Here is a 14,661-nt window from a genome sequence, read left to right as displayed (position 1 = left end):
CGTTCGGTCGCGTTCGCGGTGCGGCAGACGGCGGATGCGGTGCTGCTCGCGCTCGGAGACGCCTCCGTCGTGTGCACCGAGGTGCGCATCGACCTGACGGACGACAACGGGAAGGTGTTCTCCCGGCCCTGGCTGCATCCGACCTGCTTCGACGCCGCGGATCTGGTGGACCGGGTGCGGTGGCAGCTGGAGGCGCTGGCCGCCGAGTCCGCGAAGGGCCCCGTCGACGAGGCCAGGGCCTTCGGCGGCATCGCCGCGGTGCGCATCGTGCCGGTCGCCGTGGACGATGCCGCCCACCACCAGCCGGGGCTCTTCGGGTCAGGCACCGACGAGCGGCTGCACCACGCCGTCTCCCGCGTGCAGACGATGCTCGGGCATGAGGGCGTGGTGACCGCTGCGGTGTCCGGCGGCCGCTGGCTCGCCGACCGGCAGGTGCTCACGCCGTGGGGAGAGCGGGCGGTCGCCCCTCGGTCGCCGGATCGGCCATGGCCGGGGAGCCTGCCGGATCCGCTTCCCGCCGAGGTGTTCCTGCCGCCGCGCCCGATCGGGGTGCAGGGCGCCGGAGGCGAGGTGATCGTCGTCGACGAACGCGGGACGCTCTCCGCAGAGCCCGCCCGTATCGAGGGCGGCGAGGTGCAGGCCTGGGCCGGGCCCTGGCCGATCCACGAGCACCGGTGGGAGGCATCTGGTGGCAAGCGCGGGCACCGGCTGCAGATCGTCGACGACCGTGATCGGGCCTGGCTGGTCTTCTGCGCTGGCGGCCGCTGGTGGGCGGAGGGGCGGTACCGCTGATGGGCTGGCACAACCCTCCCCTCACCTGGAAGGAGCTGGAGCGCACCCTCAGCGGCGAGGAGGCGACCCCGCACCCGGCCGCGGCCGAGCCCCGCGGCGACAGGACGGATCCCGGTCCGGTGTCGCGACGCCGTGCGCGCACTCCTCTGACCGAGGTGCCGAGGCCCGCGGACGCGGTGCCCTATGCCGAGCTGCACGCGCACTCCTCCTACTCGTTCCTCGACGGGGCGTCCTCGCCGGAGGAGCTCCTCGCCGAGGCGGAGCGGCTCGGCCTCACCGCGCTCGCGATCACGGATCACGACGGCTTCTACGGCGCCTCCCGCTTCGCCGAGGTCGCCGAGCTGATGCAGGCGCAGGTGCAGACGGTGTACGGGGCCGAGCTGTCTCTCGGTCTCGACGCCCCGCAGCGCGGCACCCCAGATCCGGTCGGCGATCATCTGCTCGTGCTCGCCGACGGGCTGGAGGGATACCATCGCCTCTCGGGTGCCATCACGACCGCGCAGCTCCGCGGCGGCGAGAAGGGCCGTCCGGTGTACGACCTCGACGAGCTTGCGGCGAGCGCGGGCGGCCACTGGACGATCCTCACCGGATGCCGGAAGGGCGGCGTGCGGCGAGGGCTCGAGACCGGGGACGCGGCGACCCCGCTGCGACGCCTGGTCGACCTGTTCGGGCAGGACAGGGTCGCCGTCGAGCTCTACGATCACGGCGACCCGCAGGACTCCCGCCGCAACGATGCCCTCGCCGAGCTCGCGCGACGCATGCGGCTGCCGGTGGTGGCGACGAACAACGTGCACTATGCCACCCCCGATCGGGCCGGCCTCGCCGAGGCGGTGGCCGCAGTGCGGGCGGTGCGCAGCATGGACGATCTCGATGGCTGGCTGCCGGCGCACGGCGGCGCGCACCTTCGCAGCGGTGCGGAGATGTCGGCGCGCTTCCGCCGTCATCCCGGCGCGATCCCGTACGGGCTCGAGTTGGCCGCGGCATCCGCCTTCCCGCTGAAGCTCGCCCGTCCCGCCCTGCCGAAGCAGGAGGTCCCGGAGGGGCACACCCCGATGAGCTGGCTGCGGCATCTGGTGTGGGAGGCGGTGCCGGAGAAGTATCCGCGGCTGGATGCCGAGGAGCACCACCGGATCGGGCGGGAGCTCGACGTGATCGAGGAGAAGGACTTCCCCGGGTACTTCCTCATCGTGCACAGCATCGTCGCCGAGGCGAAGCGCCGCGGCATCCTCTGCCAGGGCCGGGGCTCCGCCGCGGCGAGCGCGGTCTGCTACCTGCTCGGGATCACTGCGGTCGACCCCATCCTCTACCGGCTCCCGTTCGAGCGGTTCCTCGCCACCACCCGCACGGAGGAGCCCGACATCGACGTGGACTTCGACTCCGACCGCCGCGAGGAGATCATCCAGTGGGTGTACGAGCAGTACGGGCGCACGAGAGCGGCGCAGGTGGCGAACGTCATCCAGTACCGGCCGAAGAACGCGGTGCGCGACATGGCGAGGGCGCTCGGCTTCTCACCGGGGCAGCAGGACGCCTGGTCGCGCCAGGTCGACGGCTGGGGTGCCGGCCTCGAGCCCGTCGAGGGGCACGACATCCCCGCGAATGTGCTCGAGTACGCCGGTGAGCTGCTGAAGGCGCCCCGCCATCTCGGCATCCACTCCGGCGGCATGGTGCTCACCGCGAGACCCGTGGGCGAGGTGGTGCCCGTGGAGCACGCGCGCATGGAGAACCGCACCGTCATCCAGTGGGACAAGGACGACGCGGCCTCGATGGGACTCGTCAAGTTCGATCTGCTGGGCCTCGGGATGCTCGCCGCCCTCCAGCACTGCTTCGATCTCGTGCGGGAGGCCACCGGTGAGGAATGGAAGCTGGAGACCCTCCCCAAAGAGGAGCCGGCCGTCTACGACATGCTCTGCCGCGCCGACTCGATCGGAGTGTTCCAGGTGGAATCCCGCGCGCAGATCGGGCTGCTCCCCCGGCTGCAGCCGCGCAGCTTCTACGACCTCGCGATCCAGATCGCCCTGATCCGGCCCGGGCCCATCCAGGGCGGGGCGGTGCATCCGTTCGTCCGCCGCAAGATGGCGAAGGATGCTCTCGACGAGGAGAATCGCGAGCGCGCCATACGCGGCGAGGAGCCGCTGGACTTCCCGATCCCCTACCCGCACGACGATCTGAAGCCGATCCTGGAGCGGACGCTCGGCATCCCGATCTTCCAGGAGCAGCTCATCCAGATGGCGACGGCGATCGGCGACTGCACGGCCGACGAGGCCGACCTGCTGCGACGGGCGATGGGCTCCAAGCGCGGCCAGGAGAAGATCGAGAAGGTCAGGAAGCAGCTGTACGCCGGTATGGAGCGCCGGGGCATCGACCAGCAGACGGCCGACCGCATCTACGCGCAGATCCAGGCCTTCTCCAACTTCGGTTTCGCCGAGTCGCACTCGCTGTCCTTCGCGCTGCTCGTCTACGCCAGCTCCTGGCTGAAGCTGCACTACCCCGCCGCGTTCCTCGCCGGTCTCCTGCGCTCGCAGCCGATGGGGTTCTACTCGGCGTCGACGCTCACCGCCGACGCGCGGCGGCACGGGGTGGAGGTTCGTCGCCCCGATCTGCACGCGTCGGCGGCGACGGAGATGCTGGAGCCGGTCTCGGGTGCGCCGTCGAGGAGGCCGACGGGGCGGGACGCCTGCCTGGCCGTCCCCCAGCCGCCGGCACTGCGCTTCGACAGGAGTCTTCCCGACGAATCCGCCGCGCACCGGAGGGACGGCGGGTACGCGGTGCGTCTCGGCCTCAGCGGCGTGCGCGGCATAGGGCTGCCGCTCGCCGAGCGGATCGTCGCCGAGCGCGAGGCGAACGGCCGCTACCGGGACCTGCACGACCTGGTGCGGCGGACGGATGCCACGACCGCGCAGGTGGAGGCGCTCGCCACGGCCGGCGCCTTCGAGAGCCTGGGGCTTCAGCGCAGGGAGGCGATCTGGCTCGCGGGCGCCGCGGCCGAGGATCGCGCGCGGTTCCTGCCGGGGACGACGGTGGCCGTGCAGCCGCCGCTGTTCGCCGACCAGTCCAGCTACGAGCAGCTCTCCGCCGACCTCTGGGCGACCGGCGTCTCCACCGACGATCATCCGATGGCGCACTTCCGTCAGTCGCTGCACGAGCGCGGGGTGCTCACAGCCCTCGAGCTTCAGGACCACGAGGTGGGCCGGCGCATCGAGGTCGCCGGTCTCGTCACGCACCGCCAGCGCCCGGCGACCGCGGCCGGGGTCACGTTCATCAACCTGGAGGACGAGAGCGGGCTGGTGAACGTCGTCTGCTCGACGGGGGTCTGGAACCGCTACCGCCGGGTGGCCCGCGAATCCCCCGCCCTGATCATCCGCGGCATCCTGGAGCGCTCGGCCGAGGGCGTCGTGAACGTGCTGGCCGACGCCTTCGAGGATCTCCGGACGGGGCTCGCGCACCGGTCCAGGGATTTCCGCTGATCGTGGAGGCTTCTCAGCCGGCGATGGCCGAGAGCCGCGCTCTCACCAGAAGCGCTCGGCCTCGGGTTCCGGTGCCCGGTCCGTGCCGCCCCAGCGGTCGGCTTCCGCCTTGGCCGCCTCGGCGGCCTCGTCCGCTCCGTGCAGCGCGACTCGCGCCCCTGCACCGCCGGCATCCTCGGGGTCGACGAGGAGCGTGGTGTGCGCGCCGCTGCCGCCGATCGTGACGGTGCACTCGAGAACCCGCCCGAGCCACCGCGCCGTCTCGCCTCTCGGATCCTCGGCACGGCGGTACCGGATGCCGCTGTCGAGGTCGACGACGGCGAGCACTGCGAGCTCTCCGGTGACGGCGTCGATCTGCTCCGTGACCTCGAGACGATGCCCTTGCGCGATGGCGAGCTGCGCGTTCAGCACGAGCCTTCTGTCCATGTCACCACTCTATGGAGGGAGGCAGAAAGGGCAACACCCGTAACGGAACGGACACGGTCGCAGATTTTTTTGTCCCCCAAATGGCGGACAAGCCGTTTTCGCGGTATTCTGCTCTCAGTAGCGGGGGCTACTGGCTGAGGACTGGGGGAATCAGCCGCTGAGACAGCGAGAACTTCGCCGCCTCCCTCACCGTCCGGGACGGACGGTTAAGCCCTCTCGAGCGATTCGTCTGGGGCGGATGACTCGGGAGGGCAACCACCCCCGCGCGCGCCCGACGCCGATCTTCTGAGCATCGCTCACACGGTGCATCTCCGCGCCCGGCACCGCGCTCTCCGGCACTAGCGACCACCTCGCCGCCCGTCAACCCCGGTCACGACCCTCGTCCGCAGACGTAGCGTCGAAGCGACGGCGAACGACGAAGGGATTCGAGATGAGCGACATCCAGAGGGGAAACACCAAGCACGGCCCCAACCTCGACGAGCAGATGGAGCAGGAGTCGCGCGGGATGGTGCAGGGGCATGGGAGTCCCCACGCCGAGCCGTTCCGGGAGAGTGAGCCGCTGCCCGACGACACGGATCAGGACGACGTCGAGCGCGCGTTCCGCCACGACGGCCCCGAGGCCGAGGAGGCGGACGAGGATCGGCCGGATGCCGATCGGCCGGAGGATGAGTCATGATCGGCCGTGAGGAGCTGACCGCACTGCTCGAGCGGCCTGGCCCGTGGACGTACGCGTACGTCGACGGCCGCGGTCCTGAGCCGCAGGTCATCGAGGAGCGCCGGCGCGACTCGGTCGAACGCCGGCTCGTGGAGGCCGGAGCGCCGGCAGAGGATGCCGCGGCGGTCGCTGCCGCACTGGAGCGGACCGCCGGTCTGCCGGCTCCGTCATCGAGGTATCTCCTCGCCGACTGCGGAGAGATCGTGGTCGACGAGTCGATACCCGGCCCGCGCCTGGGCCCCGAGGTCGTCGGCCGCTCGGCGATCCCGCCGATCGTCCCGCTTCTGCGGGACCGTGGTTCCGGCATCCGCTATCTCGTCGTCGAGGCCGGCAGAGGGGACGCGGAGGTCCGACTGGAGCGCGCAGGGCGGGACCCGGAATGGACGGGGTCCGTCGAGGGGCGGACGGATGCTCTGCCCAAGGTCCAGGCGGGCGGATGGTCGCAAAGCCGGTATCAGCGCACCTCGGAGGAGATCTGGAAGCACAACCAGGAGCAGCTCGCCGAGGTGGTCGACCGGCTGGTGCAGCAGCATTCCCCGAGATTCGTCGTCGTCGCAGGCGACGTCAGGGCGCGTCAGCTGCTGATCGATCAGCTCGGGCACGCGGCGCGTGACCTCGTCGTCGACGTCGACGCGCACACCCACGCGGCCGGCGCCGACAGCTCAGCGCTCGATGAGGCGATCGCGGCGGCTCTCGACGAGCACCTGCGCACCGACGAGCAGCGGATCCGCGACGATGCCGCGACCGACTCCGGGAGCGCGCGCGCACGCGGGACCGCCGCCGTGGTCGAGGCGCTTCGCCAGGCCAGGGTCGATCGTCTTCTCCTCGACGCGCGGATGCTGGAATCGGACAGGACCCTGGACGCCCTGGACGAAGCTCCCTGGGTGGCGTCGGACGACGAGGATGCGCTGTCAGCGGGGATCGTGGATCGCATTCCGGAGGCGGAGGCGCTTGCGCGTGCCGCGCTGCTCACCGGCGCCGAGGTGGTCGTCGAGGAGGAGGCGACCGCCGAGGGTGAGGAGCGCGGCGACCGCGCTCCGCGGGAGCCGGTGGCCGTGCTGCGGTGGGCGGAGGACTCGTGATCTATTCTTCGCGTCGTTCTTCGTCGAGCGGCACTTCCTCGTGCTGATCGGCGACATCGGCCGGGTCGGCCTCGGCACGGTCGAACGGCGGCTCCGCCTCGGCCGGCGATTCGGGGTCGTCCGGCTCATCGAAGTCGGGGCGCTGCTGCTCCTGCAGATCCGCCGTCGGCTTCTGGTCTTCGATCGGGTCGTCTCCGATGGACATGCTTCTCCCCTTCCGTTGATCGAACATCACCAGGGTGCGATGCCGGCGCCGCACGAGCAAGGGCCTTGACGGCATCGGGAATGGACAGGCAGTGGCTGCGAGCTCATCCCCCGGCACGGTGCGCATCGGCGTCTCGGGCTGGCGGTATGCGCGCTGGCGCGGCGACTTCTACCCGAAGGGGCTCCCTCAGCGGCGCGAGCTCGAGTACATCGGCGAGCGTTTCTCGACGGTCGAACTGAACGGCTCGTTCTACTCCCTCCAGCGGCCGGAGAGCTATCGGCGGTGGCGCGAGAGCGTCTCCGACGGCTTCGTCTTCGCCGTGAAGGGGTCGCGCTACATCACGCACATGCTGAGGCTGCGGGGAGCAGAGCAGGCGCTCGCGAACTTCTTCGCGTCGGGCGTGCTCGCGCTCGGCAGGCAGCTCGGCCCGATCCTGTGGCAGCTGCCGGAGCGGCAGAGGTTCGACCGTGATCTCCTCGCCGAGTTTCTCGGAGCTCTCCCGCGGTCGACCGGCGAGGCGCGCGAGCTGGCACTACGGTACGACGATCGGCTCGAGGGCAGGTCATGGCTCGAGATCGAGGCGGATGTGCCGCTGCGGCACGCGATCGAGCCGCGCTCGCGGAGCTTCGCCGACCCGGAGAGCCTTCGCCTGCTGCAGCGGCACGGCGTCGCGCTCGTGGCCGCCGACACCGCAGGCCGGTGGCCGCGGTTCGACGCTCTCACTGCGGACTTCGCCTACGTGCGCCTGCACGGAGCACGGATGCTGTATCACAGCGCCTATACGTCGGAGGAGCTCGAGGTCTGGGCCGAGCTCGTCGCCGCCTGGGGGGACGGCACCGGTGCCGGCGACGGCAGGCCGCGCGACGTGTACGTGTACTTCGACAACGATGCGCGGGGCCATGCTCCGCACGACGCGGAGGCGCTCGAGGCGCTCGTGGATGCCGCGCGGGGGTGATCTGCTGCCGGCCGGCGCCGCCTGCTCAGCGGCGGTCGACGAGTTCCGCGGCCGCTCGGAGGTCGGCGACGAAAGCGCGGAAGGCGGCCTCCCTGTCGGCATCCTCGCGCAGTCGCAGCAGGCTCGACGGGTGCACCGTGACGAGCGAGCGGATGTCGGGCCATTCCTCGGCGGTGATCTCTGCGCCGCGGACCTCGCCGATCTTCACGGGTCGCCCGAGAACGGAGCGGGCCGCCGTGGCTCCCATCGCCACGATCACCTGCGGGCGCACCGCCGCGATCTCCGCCTCCAGCCACGGGCGGCAGGCGACGAGCTGACCCGTGGCCGGCTTCTCGTGGATGCGGCGCTTGCCGCGCAGCTCGAATCGGAAGTGCTTCACGGCGTTCGTGAGATACACCGCGCCGCGGTCGATCTCGGCCGCGTCGAGTGCGTCGTCGAGCATCCGCCCGGCCGGTCCGACGAACGGCTCCCCCGTACGATCCTCACGGTCGCCCGGCTGCTCGCCGACGAGCATCAGGTCGACGCCGGCGGATCCCGTCGAGAAGACCACCTGCGTCGCGTCCTTCCAGAGCTCGCAGCCGCGGCACGCCTCGGCCGCGTGCCGCAGATCGTCGACGCCGCCGTGCTCCGGCACCCATTCCTGTGCTCCCGGCCGCTCGACCGGGTTCTCGGTCGACATGGCCCGCGGACTACGCGGTGTCTCCGACGTGCCCGGGTGCCGTGAGCGAGAGCACGCGCTCGATGAAGGCCGCGTACTCGCTCATATAGTGCTCGAGGAACTTCTCGGTGTCGGCATCCTTCACCTCGCCGTCAGCTCCGAAGACCTCTGGCTTGAACGAGATATACGCCTCCGGCGCATTGAGCTGCGGGGCGTTCAGGAAGCTGAGGACGCTTCGCATCGACGACTGCATCACGGCGGTGCCGATCGCTCCCGGCGATGCGCCGATGATGCCGGTGGGCTTGCGGGCGAAGGAGTTGTGACCCCACGGGCGCGAGCCCCAGTCGATCGCGTTCTTCAGCGGTGCCGGGATCGAGCGGTTGTACTCGGGTGAGATGAGCAGCAGTCCTTCGGACTTCTCGACGGCGCGCTTGAACTCGGTGACCGCCGGCACAGGGTCCATCTCGTCGTCACGGTTGTACAGCGGGAGATCGCGGATCGAGATCTCGGACAGCTCGAGACTGGGCGGCGCCAGGCGCACGAGCGCCTTGGACAGGACGCGGTTGATCGAATCCTGCGAGAGGCTGCCGATGAGATAGCCGATGCGATGCGTCATGATCTGCTCCTTGTGGGTCGAGGGCTCGCCTCCGGTCTATCACCGCGCGGCAGGATCCCGTCACCCCTATGATCATCCGCACAGGAGGTGTATATGAAACTCGTCCAGGTCGCCCAGCGGGCCGTCGATCTCGACCGTGCCGCCGCCTTCTACACGGAGCTCATCGGCTCCCCGCCCACGGGACGATTCGACCCGCCGGGGCTCGTGTTCTTCGATCTCGACGGCGTGCGGCTGCTTCTCGAGACGGGCGCGCCGAGCTCATTGCTCTATCTCAAGGTGACCGACGTCCACGCGGTGATCGAGCGTCTTCGGGCGAGCGGAACCGTGATCGTCGGCGAGCCCCACGTGATCTTCACTCACATCGACGATTCGCTCGGCCCTGCGGGAGCTGAGGAGTGGCAGGCGTTCGTCACCGACAGCGAGGGCAACACCGTGGGGCTGGTGGAGCTGCGCTAGCATTCACGTCCCCTCATGGTTGAGGGGTTACCATCACGCCATGAGACGGCATGCGTGGTCTGCGGTTCTGGTGGGGCTGGTCGGCATGTCTGCAATCGCCTGTTCCGCGCCGGCGGCGGCACCCTCGCCTTCGCAGCCGCTCGCGGTGTATCCGGACCCCGATCACGGGATGGATGCTCTGTTCGAGGGCACGTTACGGGTGACGGACGGGTGCGTCACGGTCGAGCCGGCCGACGGGGATGCTGTGACGCCGGTCTTTCCCGAGTCGGATGCGAGTTGGGACGACGGCACCCTCACCTGGAAGGGCGACGAGTATCGCGACGGCGACCGGATAGCGCTCGGTGGCGGTCTCGGCGAGGCCGACGATGCATACATTCCGGACGGATGCCGGGAGTATGCGACGTTCCTCGTCTCGCCGTAGATGACGTCAGAAACGCACGAGGCCCGATCCATTTCGGATCGAGCCTCGTGCGTTTTCGGTCGGGCTGACAGGATTTGAACCTGCGACCCCTTGAGTCGAAGAAGGGTTCTCCCTCCGTCACGCTTGATAGCCGTAGATCCCTTGCGGGAGTAGGCAAGTCGGGAGATCCCACAACCCGTCAGATCCCGTCAAAACCGGCAAAAGCCCGGAGCTTGCGGGTACATTTGCGGGTACATGGATTTTGGGCTTGAGCGCTCCACAAGGAGCTGGCACGTACTGGTAGCACCGATTGTTGCTGAGTCGCGTATTCATCAGATGTCGACTGCTGTTTCGCCTTGTGGCGGAGGCTGATGCATCCGGCGATTGATCAGTCTGTGCTGTATAGTTCAGTGCATGCTGACTATTGCTTCTCGACTCGACGTCATGAACCGGCTCGGCCGGGCCATGGCGGATCCGACGCGTTCCCGGATCCTGATGACCCTGCTCGAGGGACCGAGCTACCCGGCGGTGCTCTCGCGTGAGCTGGAGCTGACTCGCTCGAACGTGTCGAACCACCTCACCTGCCTGCGCGACTGCGGCATCGTGGTCGCTGAGCCGGAGGGTCGCCAGACTAGGTATGAGATCGCTGATCCGCACCTCGCGGCCGCTCTCATCGCGCTGGTGGATGTGACTCTGGCTGTCGACGAGCACGCTCCGTGCGTGGACTCGTCGTGCACCGTTCCGGGTTGCTGCGGAGCGGGAGCAGACGCGTGAGCGCGGCATGCGGCTGCGAGCACGAGCCGACGACCACGGCAGTCGATGAGAGCGAGGAGAAGGAGCGGCCCTGGTGGAGGGACCGCGGGATCATGGTGCCGGTCTTCTCCGGTGTCGCGTTCCTCGCTGGTCTGATCCTTGAGTGGTCCGGCATGGAGATCCCGGCACTGGTGCTGTTCTGGGTCGGCTTGCTGCTGGGCGCGTCGACGTTCACGCCGGGCGCGATCCGGAAGCTGTTCAAGGGCAAGCTGGGCATCGGGCTGCTGATGACGATCAGCGCGGTCGGCGCAGTCGTCCTCGGCTACGTCGAAGAGGCTGCGGCGCTGGCGTTCCTCTACTCGATCGCAGAGGCGCTGGAGGACAAGGCGATGGACCGCGCCCGCGGCGGGCTGCGAGCGCTGCTGAAGCTGGTCCCCGACACCGCGACCGTGCGCCGCGACGGCGCTTCGGTGGAGATTGCGGCGAAGGACCTCGCGGTCGGGCAGGTCATGGTGGTTCGTCCCGGCGAGCGGATCGCGACCGACGGAGTCGTCCGTGCGGGGCGCTCCAGCCTGGACACCTCGGCGATCACGGGCGAGTCGATCCCGGTCGAGGTCGAGCCCGGCGACGCCGTGTCGGCCGGCGCGATCAACAGCGCCGGTGCGCTGGAGGTCGAGACGACGGCGGCGGGCACCGACAACTCGCTCACGACCATCGTGGAGCTGGTGGAGCAGGCGCAGGCGGAGAAGGGCGAGCGAGCGCGCCTCGCGGACCGGATCGCGCGCCCGCTGGTCCCGGGCGTGCTGGTCCTCGCGGCCCTGGTCGCCCTGGTCGGCTCGCTGTTCGGGGACCCGGAGCTGTGGATCACCCGAGCCCTCGTCGTCCTCGTCGCCGCCTCCCCGTGCGCGCTGGCGATCTCGGTGCCGCTGACGGTGGTCGCGGCGATCGGCGCGGCGAGCAAGTTCGGCGTGATCATCAAGTCCGGCGCGGTGTTCGAGCGCTTCGGCACGGTCCGCCACGTCGCCGTCGACAAGACCGGCACCCTCACCCGCAACGAGCCCGCCGTCACCGCGGTCCTCGCCGCGGACGGCGTGACCGACGCCCAGGCGCTGGCCTGGGCGGCTGCGCTGGAGCAGCACAGCACGCACCCGCTGGCCGCGGCGATCACCGCCGCAGCCCCCGGAGCCCAGGCTGCGGAGGGCGTGACCGAGCAGGCCGGGCACGGCATCGAGGGCAAGATCGACGGGACTCGGATCACCGTCGGCAGCCCCCGCTGGCTCGACGCCGGGGTGCTCGGCGACCAGGTCGCGGGCCTGGAGGAGCAGGGCATGACCGTTGTGATCGTGCACCGCGACGGGGCCCCTGTCGCCGCGATCGGCGTCCGCGACGAGCTGCGTCCCGAGGTCCCCGAAGTGGTGCGGACTCTCGCGGCGCAGGGCGTCGGGGTGACGATGCTCACCGGCGACAACGCCCGCACGGCACGGGCGCTGGCAGCGCAGGCCGGTATCAGCGACGTGCGCGCGGAACTGCGTCCCGAAGACAAAGCGACCGCGATCGGGGAGCTGTCAAAGGCGGGGTCGGTTGCAATGATCGGCGACGGCATCAACGACGCCCCCGCTCTGGCCGCCGCGGACATCGGCATCGCGATGGGCGCGACCGGCTCGGACGCGGCGATCGAGTCCGCCGACGTCGCGTTCACCGGCCACGACCTCCGCCTCATCCCGCGCGCGTTCGACCACGCCCGCCGCGGACGCCGCATCATCAACCAGAACATCGTCCTGTCGCTGCTGATCATCACCGCGCTGCTGCCGCTCGCGCTGTTCGGCGTCCTCGGACTCGCCGCTGTGGTGCTGGTCCACGAGATCGCCGAGGTCGTCGTGATCCTCAACGGACTCCGCGCCGCCCGCACGCGTACCCCACGGCTGGAGAGCTGATGCTTGCGACCATCGGCTCAGCGATCGGCTTGTTTGCTGCGACCAACATCGATGACATCGTCGTGCTGACCGTGCTGTTCCTGGCCTCCAGCCGAGGGAAGCCGCGACCGTGGCAGATCGTCGCAGGCCAGTACCTCGGGTTCATCACCCTCGTCGTGATCAGCGTGATCGCCGCGCTCGGCCTGACCATCGTCCCCGACGAATGGGTGGGCTTCCTCGGCCTGATCCCGCTCGGCATCGGCATCTGGACCCTCGTGCGGGGCCTGCGACGCAACGGTGACGACGATGACGACGACGAGAAGATCACCGCGGTCGGGCTGTGGGGCGTCGCCGGGATCACGATCGCCAACGGGGCCGACAACATCTCCCTCTACACGCCGATCTTCCGCACCAGTTCGCCCGGCGACGTCGTCGTCATGATCGCGGTGTTCCTCGTCCTCGTCGCCGTCTGGTGCGCTGCTGGACGCCTGATCGGAACCCACAAGGCCGTCACCGAAACGCTTGAACGCGTCGAGCACTGGCTCGTACCCGTCGTGTTCATCGGCCTGGGCCTGTTCATCCTGATCGATTCCGGCGTCATCGTCCGCCTCGTCGAGGTCCTCGCATGACCCCGGACGCGGCTGCCGATGCTGAGCTGACGTCGGGAGAGCGGCAGCAGAGGGGGCGTTGGCGGCTCACGGCGGGGGCACTCGCGCTCGGCGGGCTCGTCCTCCTGATCGATCAGGGGACGAAGGCATGGGCGGAGGCCACGCTCACAGTAAGTGAGCGCCTCCCGCTGATCGGCGACCTGCTGGGCCTGCAACTCGCTTACAACCCCGGCGCGGCGTTCTCCTTCGGTGAGGGTTCCACCTGGGTGTTCGCGCTGGTGGCCGTCGCGGCCACCGTCACCGCGATCGTGTTCGCGTTCCGTGTCCGACACCCCGGGTGGGCGATCGTGATCGGCGCGCTTGGCGGGGCCGCCGCCTCCCACGCCGGCGACAGGCTTTTCCGTGCTCCAGGGTTCGCCCAGGGGCACGTCGTGGACTTCCTCGCCTACGGGAACTGGTTCATCGGGAACGTCGCCGACGTCGTGATCGTCACCGCCGCGATCGCCGGAGCGCTTCTGATGATCCGCGGCAACGAGAACTGAGAGGACCATCATGGAGATCATCCTGCAGTATTTCAACGGCTGCCCCAACTGGGAGGTGCTCGACCAGCGGCTCGCTGAAGTAGTCAACGACCGATCCGATGTCAGGGTCATACGTCAGCTGGTCGAGACCCCCGAGGACGCCGTGCGCCTCGGGTTCCACGGCTCCCCAACCGTGCTCGTCGACGGCATCGACCCGTTCGCCGACGAGCGTACCCACGTCGGGCTCGCCTGCCGGATGTTCCGCACGCCAGCTGGGATCGCCGGGTCGCCGACCGTCGAGCAGTTGCGCGAAGCGATTTCCGGCCCGGGCGCTGACGTCTGATGCTCGTTCAGGCGTGGTCGGAACGGAGTGCCGGATAGTCGGACCAGTCACCGCCGGCGAGACGCGACCATGCGGCGGCGGACGAGGTCGTGATGCCGAGGAGATCCGAGACGATCAGGGGATGCATTTGCCGGGTGAGCTCGATGAGCGCTGTGGTGCGTGCGCTTCCCGCGAGCAGGCCTTCGGCGCGAAGACGACGGCTCAGCGGGCCCGGGGTGAGGTGATTGCCTGGGTTCCGGCCGGGGAACAGCCATCCTTCAGGATGGTGCTTCGCGGCGTCGGCGAGATCGCTGATGGCGTCGCCAAGGATCTCGGGGAGCCCGATCGGCTCGGCCCCGACGGTCAGCGTGACGGGCCGCGAGCTCGTATCGATCTGTGTCCGGGTGATCGTGACGATGCGGGTCAGCTGGATGCCGTAGAGCAGTACGAGGAGCCCGGCTGCCCGGGTCTTCGGGTCCATGCCGGCATCCGACAGGAACTTGCGAGCCATCTGCCATCGGTGGTCGGAGGCGTAGCTTCGCCCTTCGAGGCGATGGGCTCGGAACTCGACTCGGAGGGTGCTCATCCGGTGCCGTCGTAGCCAGCGAGTGAATGGTGCCAGCGCGTCACGCTGGCTCGGTGAATCAGTCAGATATGCGTCGAGCCGGCGCTGCGGATAGGTTGCCAGCGTCTCTTGCTGTGACCGAATCTCTCGAAGAAGCGCGGCGCAGTACTTCAGCGCGGCCCGTTGCCTTTGGAAGCCAGCGGCTGGACT

The 14,661-nt window shown here is 69.6% G+C and carries 15 protein-coding genes and 2 pseudogenes; 12 read left to right on the top strand and 5 right to left on the bottom strand.

Annotated features, from left to right (window positions below; translation table 11 throughout):
* Positions 1 to 792 (top strand): annotated as a pseudogene (locus tag IPV10_RS16105) (DNA polymerase Y family protein); the annotation flags it as partial.
* Complete coding sequence (locus IPV10_RS16100) at positions 792 to 4,256, top strand: error-prone DNA polymerase (protein WP_207485565.1); 3,465 nt, start codon at positions 792 to 794, stop codon at positions 4,254 to 4,256. The pseudogene IPV10_RS16105 and the gene IPV10_RS16100, both read left to right, overlap by 1 nt.
* A 42-nt stretch (positions 4,257 to 4,298) precedes the next feature.
* On the opposite strand, the gene IPV10_RS16095 is transcribed toward IPV10_RS16100, so the two are convergent.
* Complete coding sequence (locus tag IPV10_RS16095; RefSeq protein ID WP_207485564.1) at positions 4,299 to 4,682, bottom strand: hypothetical protein; 384 nt, start codon at positions 4,680 to 4,682, stop codon at positions 4,299 to 4,301.
* Positions 4,683 to 5,112: 430 nt separating this feature from the next.
* Between IPV10_RS16095 and IPV10_RS16090 the strand changes: the two genes are divergently transcribed.
* Both IPV10_RS16090 and IPV10_RS16085 read left to right on the top strand, forming a co-directional pair.
* Complete coding sequence (locus IPV10_RS16090; protein ID WP_207485563.1) at positions 5,113 to 5,358, top strand: hypothetical protein; 246 nt, start codon at positions 5,113 to 5,115, stop codon at positions 5,356 to 5,358.
* Complete coding sequence (locus IPV10_RS16085) at positions 5,355 to 6,479, top strand: Vms1/Ankzf1 family peptidyl-tRNA hydrolase (RefSeq protein ID WP_207485561.1); 1,125 nt, start codon at positions 5,355 to 5,357, stop codon at positions 6,477 to 6,479. Before IPV10_RS16090 ends, IPV10_RS16085 begins: the two co-directional genes overlap by 4 nt.
* A gap of 1 nt (position 6,480) precedes the next feature.
* Here the strand turns inward: IPV10_RS16085 and IPV10_RS16080 are convergent, their stop codons facing one another.
* Positions 6,481 to 6,684 (bottom strand): hypothetical protein, encoded by a 204-nt coding sequence (locus IPV10_RS16080; RefSeq protein WP_207485559.1) that lies wholly within the window; start codon positions 6,682 to 6,684, stop codon positions 6,481 to 6,483.
* Positions 6,685 to 6,775: 91 nt separating this feature from the next.
* On the opposite strand from IPV10_RS16080, the gene IPV10_RS16075 reads away from it, so the two are divergent.
* The gene (locus tag IPV10_RS16075; RefSeq protein WP_207485558.1) at positions 6,776 to 7,639 is read left to right on the top strand and encodes a DUF72 domain-containing protein; all 864 of its coding nucleotides are present in this window, start codon (positions 6,776 to 6,778) and stop codon (positions 7,637 to 7,639) included.
* A 25-nt stretch (positions 7,640 to 7,664) separates the two neighbouring features.
* On the opposite strand, the gene IPV10_RS16070 is transcribed toward IPV10_RS16075, so the two are convergent.
* Positions 7,665 to 8,318: a UdgX family uracil-DNA binding protein gene (locus IPV10_RS16070; protein ID WP_207485556.1), complete on the bottom strand. Its 654-nt coding sequence runs from the start codon at positions 8,316 to 8,318 to the stop codon at positions 7,665 to 7,667.
* Between the two features lie 10 nt (positions 8,319 to 8,328).
* Positions 8,329 to 8,916, bottom strand: a complete 588-nt coding sequence (locus tag IPV10_RS16065) for an NADPH-dependent FMN reductase (protein ID WP_207485566.1) — start codon at positions 8,914 to 8,916, stop codon at positions 8,329 to 8,331.
* A gap of 90 nt (positions 8,917 to 9,006) precedes the next feature.
* On the opposite strand from IPV10_RS16065, the gene IPV10_RS16060 reads away from it, so the two are divergent.
* The 7 genes from IPV10_RS16060 (at position 9,007) to IPV10_RS16030 (ending at position 13,907) form a co-directional block, all read left to right on the top strand.
* Positions 9,007 to 9,369, top strand: coding sequence for a VOC family protein (locus IPV10_RS16060; RefSeq protein ID WP_207485554.1), 363 nt, complete (start codon positions 9,007 to 9,009; stop codon positions 9,367 to 9,369).
* Positions 9,370 to 9,409: 40 nt separating this feature from the next.
* On the top strand, positions 9,410 to 9,790 hold the full coding sequence (locus IPV10_RS16055; RefSeq protein WP_207485552.1) for a dihydrolipoamide dehydrogenase: 381 nt from the start codon (positions 9,410 to 9,412) through the stop codon (positions 9,788 to 9,790).
* Positions 9,791 to 10,183: 393 nt separating this feature from the next.
* Positions 10,184 to 10,543: a helix-turn-helix transcriptional regulator gene (locus IPV10_RS16050; RefSeq protein WP_026936347.1), complete on the top strand. Its 360-nt coding sequence runs from the start codon at positions 10,184 to 10,186 to the stop codon at positions 10,541 to 10,543.
* Positions 10,540 to 12,456, top strand: coding sequence for a cation-translocating P-type ATPase (locus IPV10_RS16045; RefSeq protein ID WP_028707591.1), 1,917 nt, complete (start codon positions 10,540 to 10,542; stop codon positions 12,454 to 12,456). Before IPV10_RS16050 ends, IPV10_RS16045 begins: the two co-directional genes overlap by 4 nt.
* Positions 12,456 to 13,064, top strand: coding sequence for a cadmium resistance transporter (locus IPV10_RS16040; RefSeq protein WP_026936349.1), 609 nt, complete (start codon positions 12,456 to 12,458; stop codon positions 13,062 to 13,064). Before IPV10_RS16045 ends, IPV10_RS16040 begins: the two co-directional genes overlap by 1 nt.
* Positions 13,061 to 13,585 (top strand): signal peptidase II, encoded by a 525-nt coding sequence (locus tag IPV10_RS16035; RefSeq protein ID WP_026936350.1) that lies wholly within the window; start codon positions 13,061 to 13,063, stop codon positions 13,583 to 13,585. The genes IPV10_RS16040 and IPV10_RS16035 overlap by 4 nt, the downstream gene beginning before the upstream one ends.
* A 10-nt stretch (positions 13,586 to 13,595) precedes the next feature.
* Positions 13,596 to 13,907, top strand: coding sequence for a hypothetical protein (locus IPV10_RS16030; RefSeq protein ID WP_026936351.1), 312 nt, complete (start codon positions 13,596 to 13,598; stop codon positions 13,905 to 13,907).
* 7 nt (positions 13,908 to 13,914) lie between these two features.
* Here IPV10_RS16030 and IPV10_RS16025 read toward each other — a convergent pair.
* Positions 13,915 to 14,661 (bottom strand): annotated as a pseudogene (locus IPV10_RS16025) (hypothetical protein); the annotation flags it as partial.

Source organism: Microbacterium sp. SD291, from assembly GCF_017355365.1.
Taxonomy (GTDB): Bacteria; Actinomycetota; Actinomycetes; order Actinomycetales; family Microbacteriaceae; genus Microbacterium.
Note: the sequence above shows the minus strand (reverse complement) of the source record. Positions and strands in the feature narration are given on the sequence as shown.

Bases quoted from the DNA above. Each gene is read 5' to 3' on its own strand.
- IPV10_RS16040 (WP_026936349.1), top strand. From the start codon at position 12,456: ATGCTTGCGACCATCGGCTCAGCGATCGGCTTGTTTGCTGCGACCAAC.
- IPV10_RS16050 (WP_026936347.1), top strand. From the start codon at position 10,184: ATGCTGACTATTGCTTCTCGACTCGACGTCATGAACCGGCTCGGCCGG.
- IPV10_RS16055 (WP_207485552.1), top strand. From the start codon at position 9,410: ATGAGACGGCATGCGTGGTCTGCGGTTCTGGTGGGGCTGGTCGGCATG.
- IPV10_RS16095 (WP_207485564.1), bottom strand. From the start codon at position 4,682: ATGGACAGAAGGCTCGTGCTGAACGCGCAGCTCGCCATCGCGCAAGGG.
- IPV10_RS16100 (WP_207485565.1), top strand. From the start codon at position 792: ATGGGCTGGCACAACCCTCCCCTCACCTGGAAGGAGCTGGAGCGCACC.
- IPV10_RS16060 (WP_207485554.1), top strand. From the start codon at position 9,007: ATGAAACTCGTCCAGGTCGCCCAGCGGGCCGTCGATCTCGACCGTGCC.
- IPV10_RS16090 (WP_207485563.1), top strand. From the start codon at position 5,113: ATGAGCGACATCCAGAGGGGAAACACCAAGCACGGCCCCAACCTCGAC.
- IPV10_RS16080 (WP_207485559.1), bottom strand. From the start codon at position 6,684: ATGTCCATCGGAGACGACCCGATCGAAGACCAGAAGCCGACGGCGGAT.
- IPV10_RS16085 (WP_207485561.1), top strand. From the start codon at position 5,355: ATGATCGGCCGTGAGGAGCTGACCGCACTGCTCGAGCGGCCTGGCCCG.
- IPV10_RS16070 (WP_207485556.1), bottom strand. From the start codon at position 8,318: ATGTCGACCGAGAACCCGGTCGAGCGGCCGGGAGCACAGGAATGGGTG.
- IPV10_RS16030 (WP_026936351.1), top strand. From the start codon at position 13,596: ATGGAGATCATCCTGCAGTATTTCAACGGCTGCCCCAACTGGGAGGTG.
- IPV10_RS16035 (WP_026936350.1), top strand. From the start codon at position 13,061: ATGACCCCGGACGCGGCTGCCGATGCTGAGCTGACGTCGGGAGAGCGG.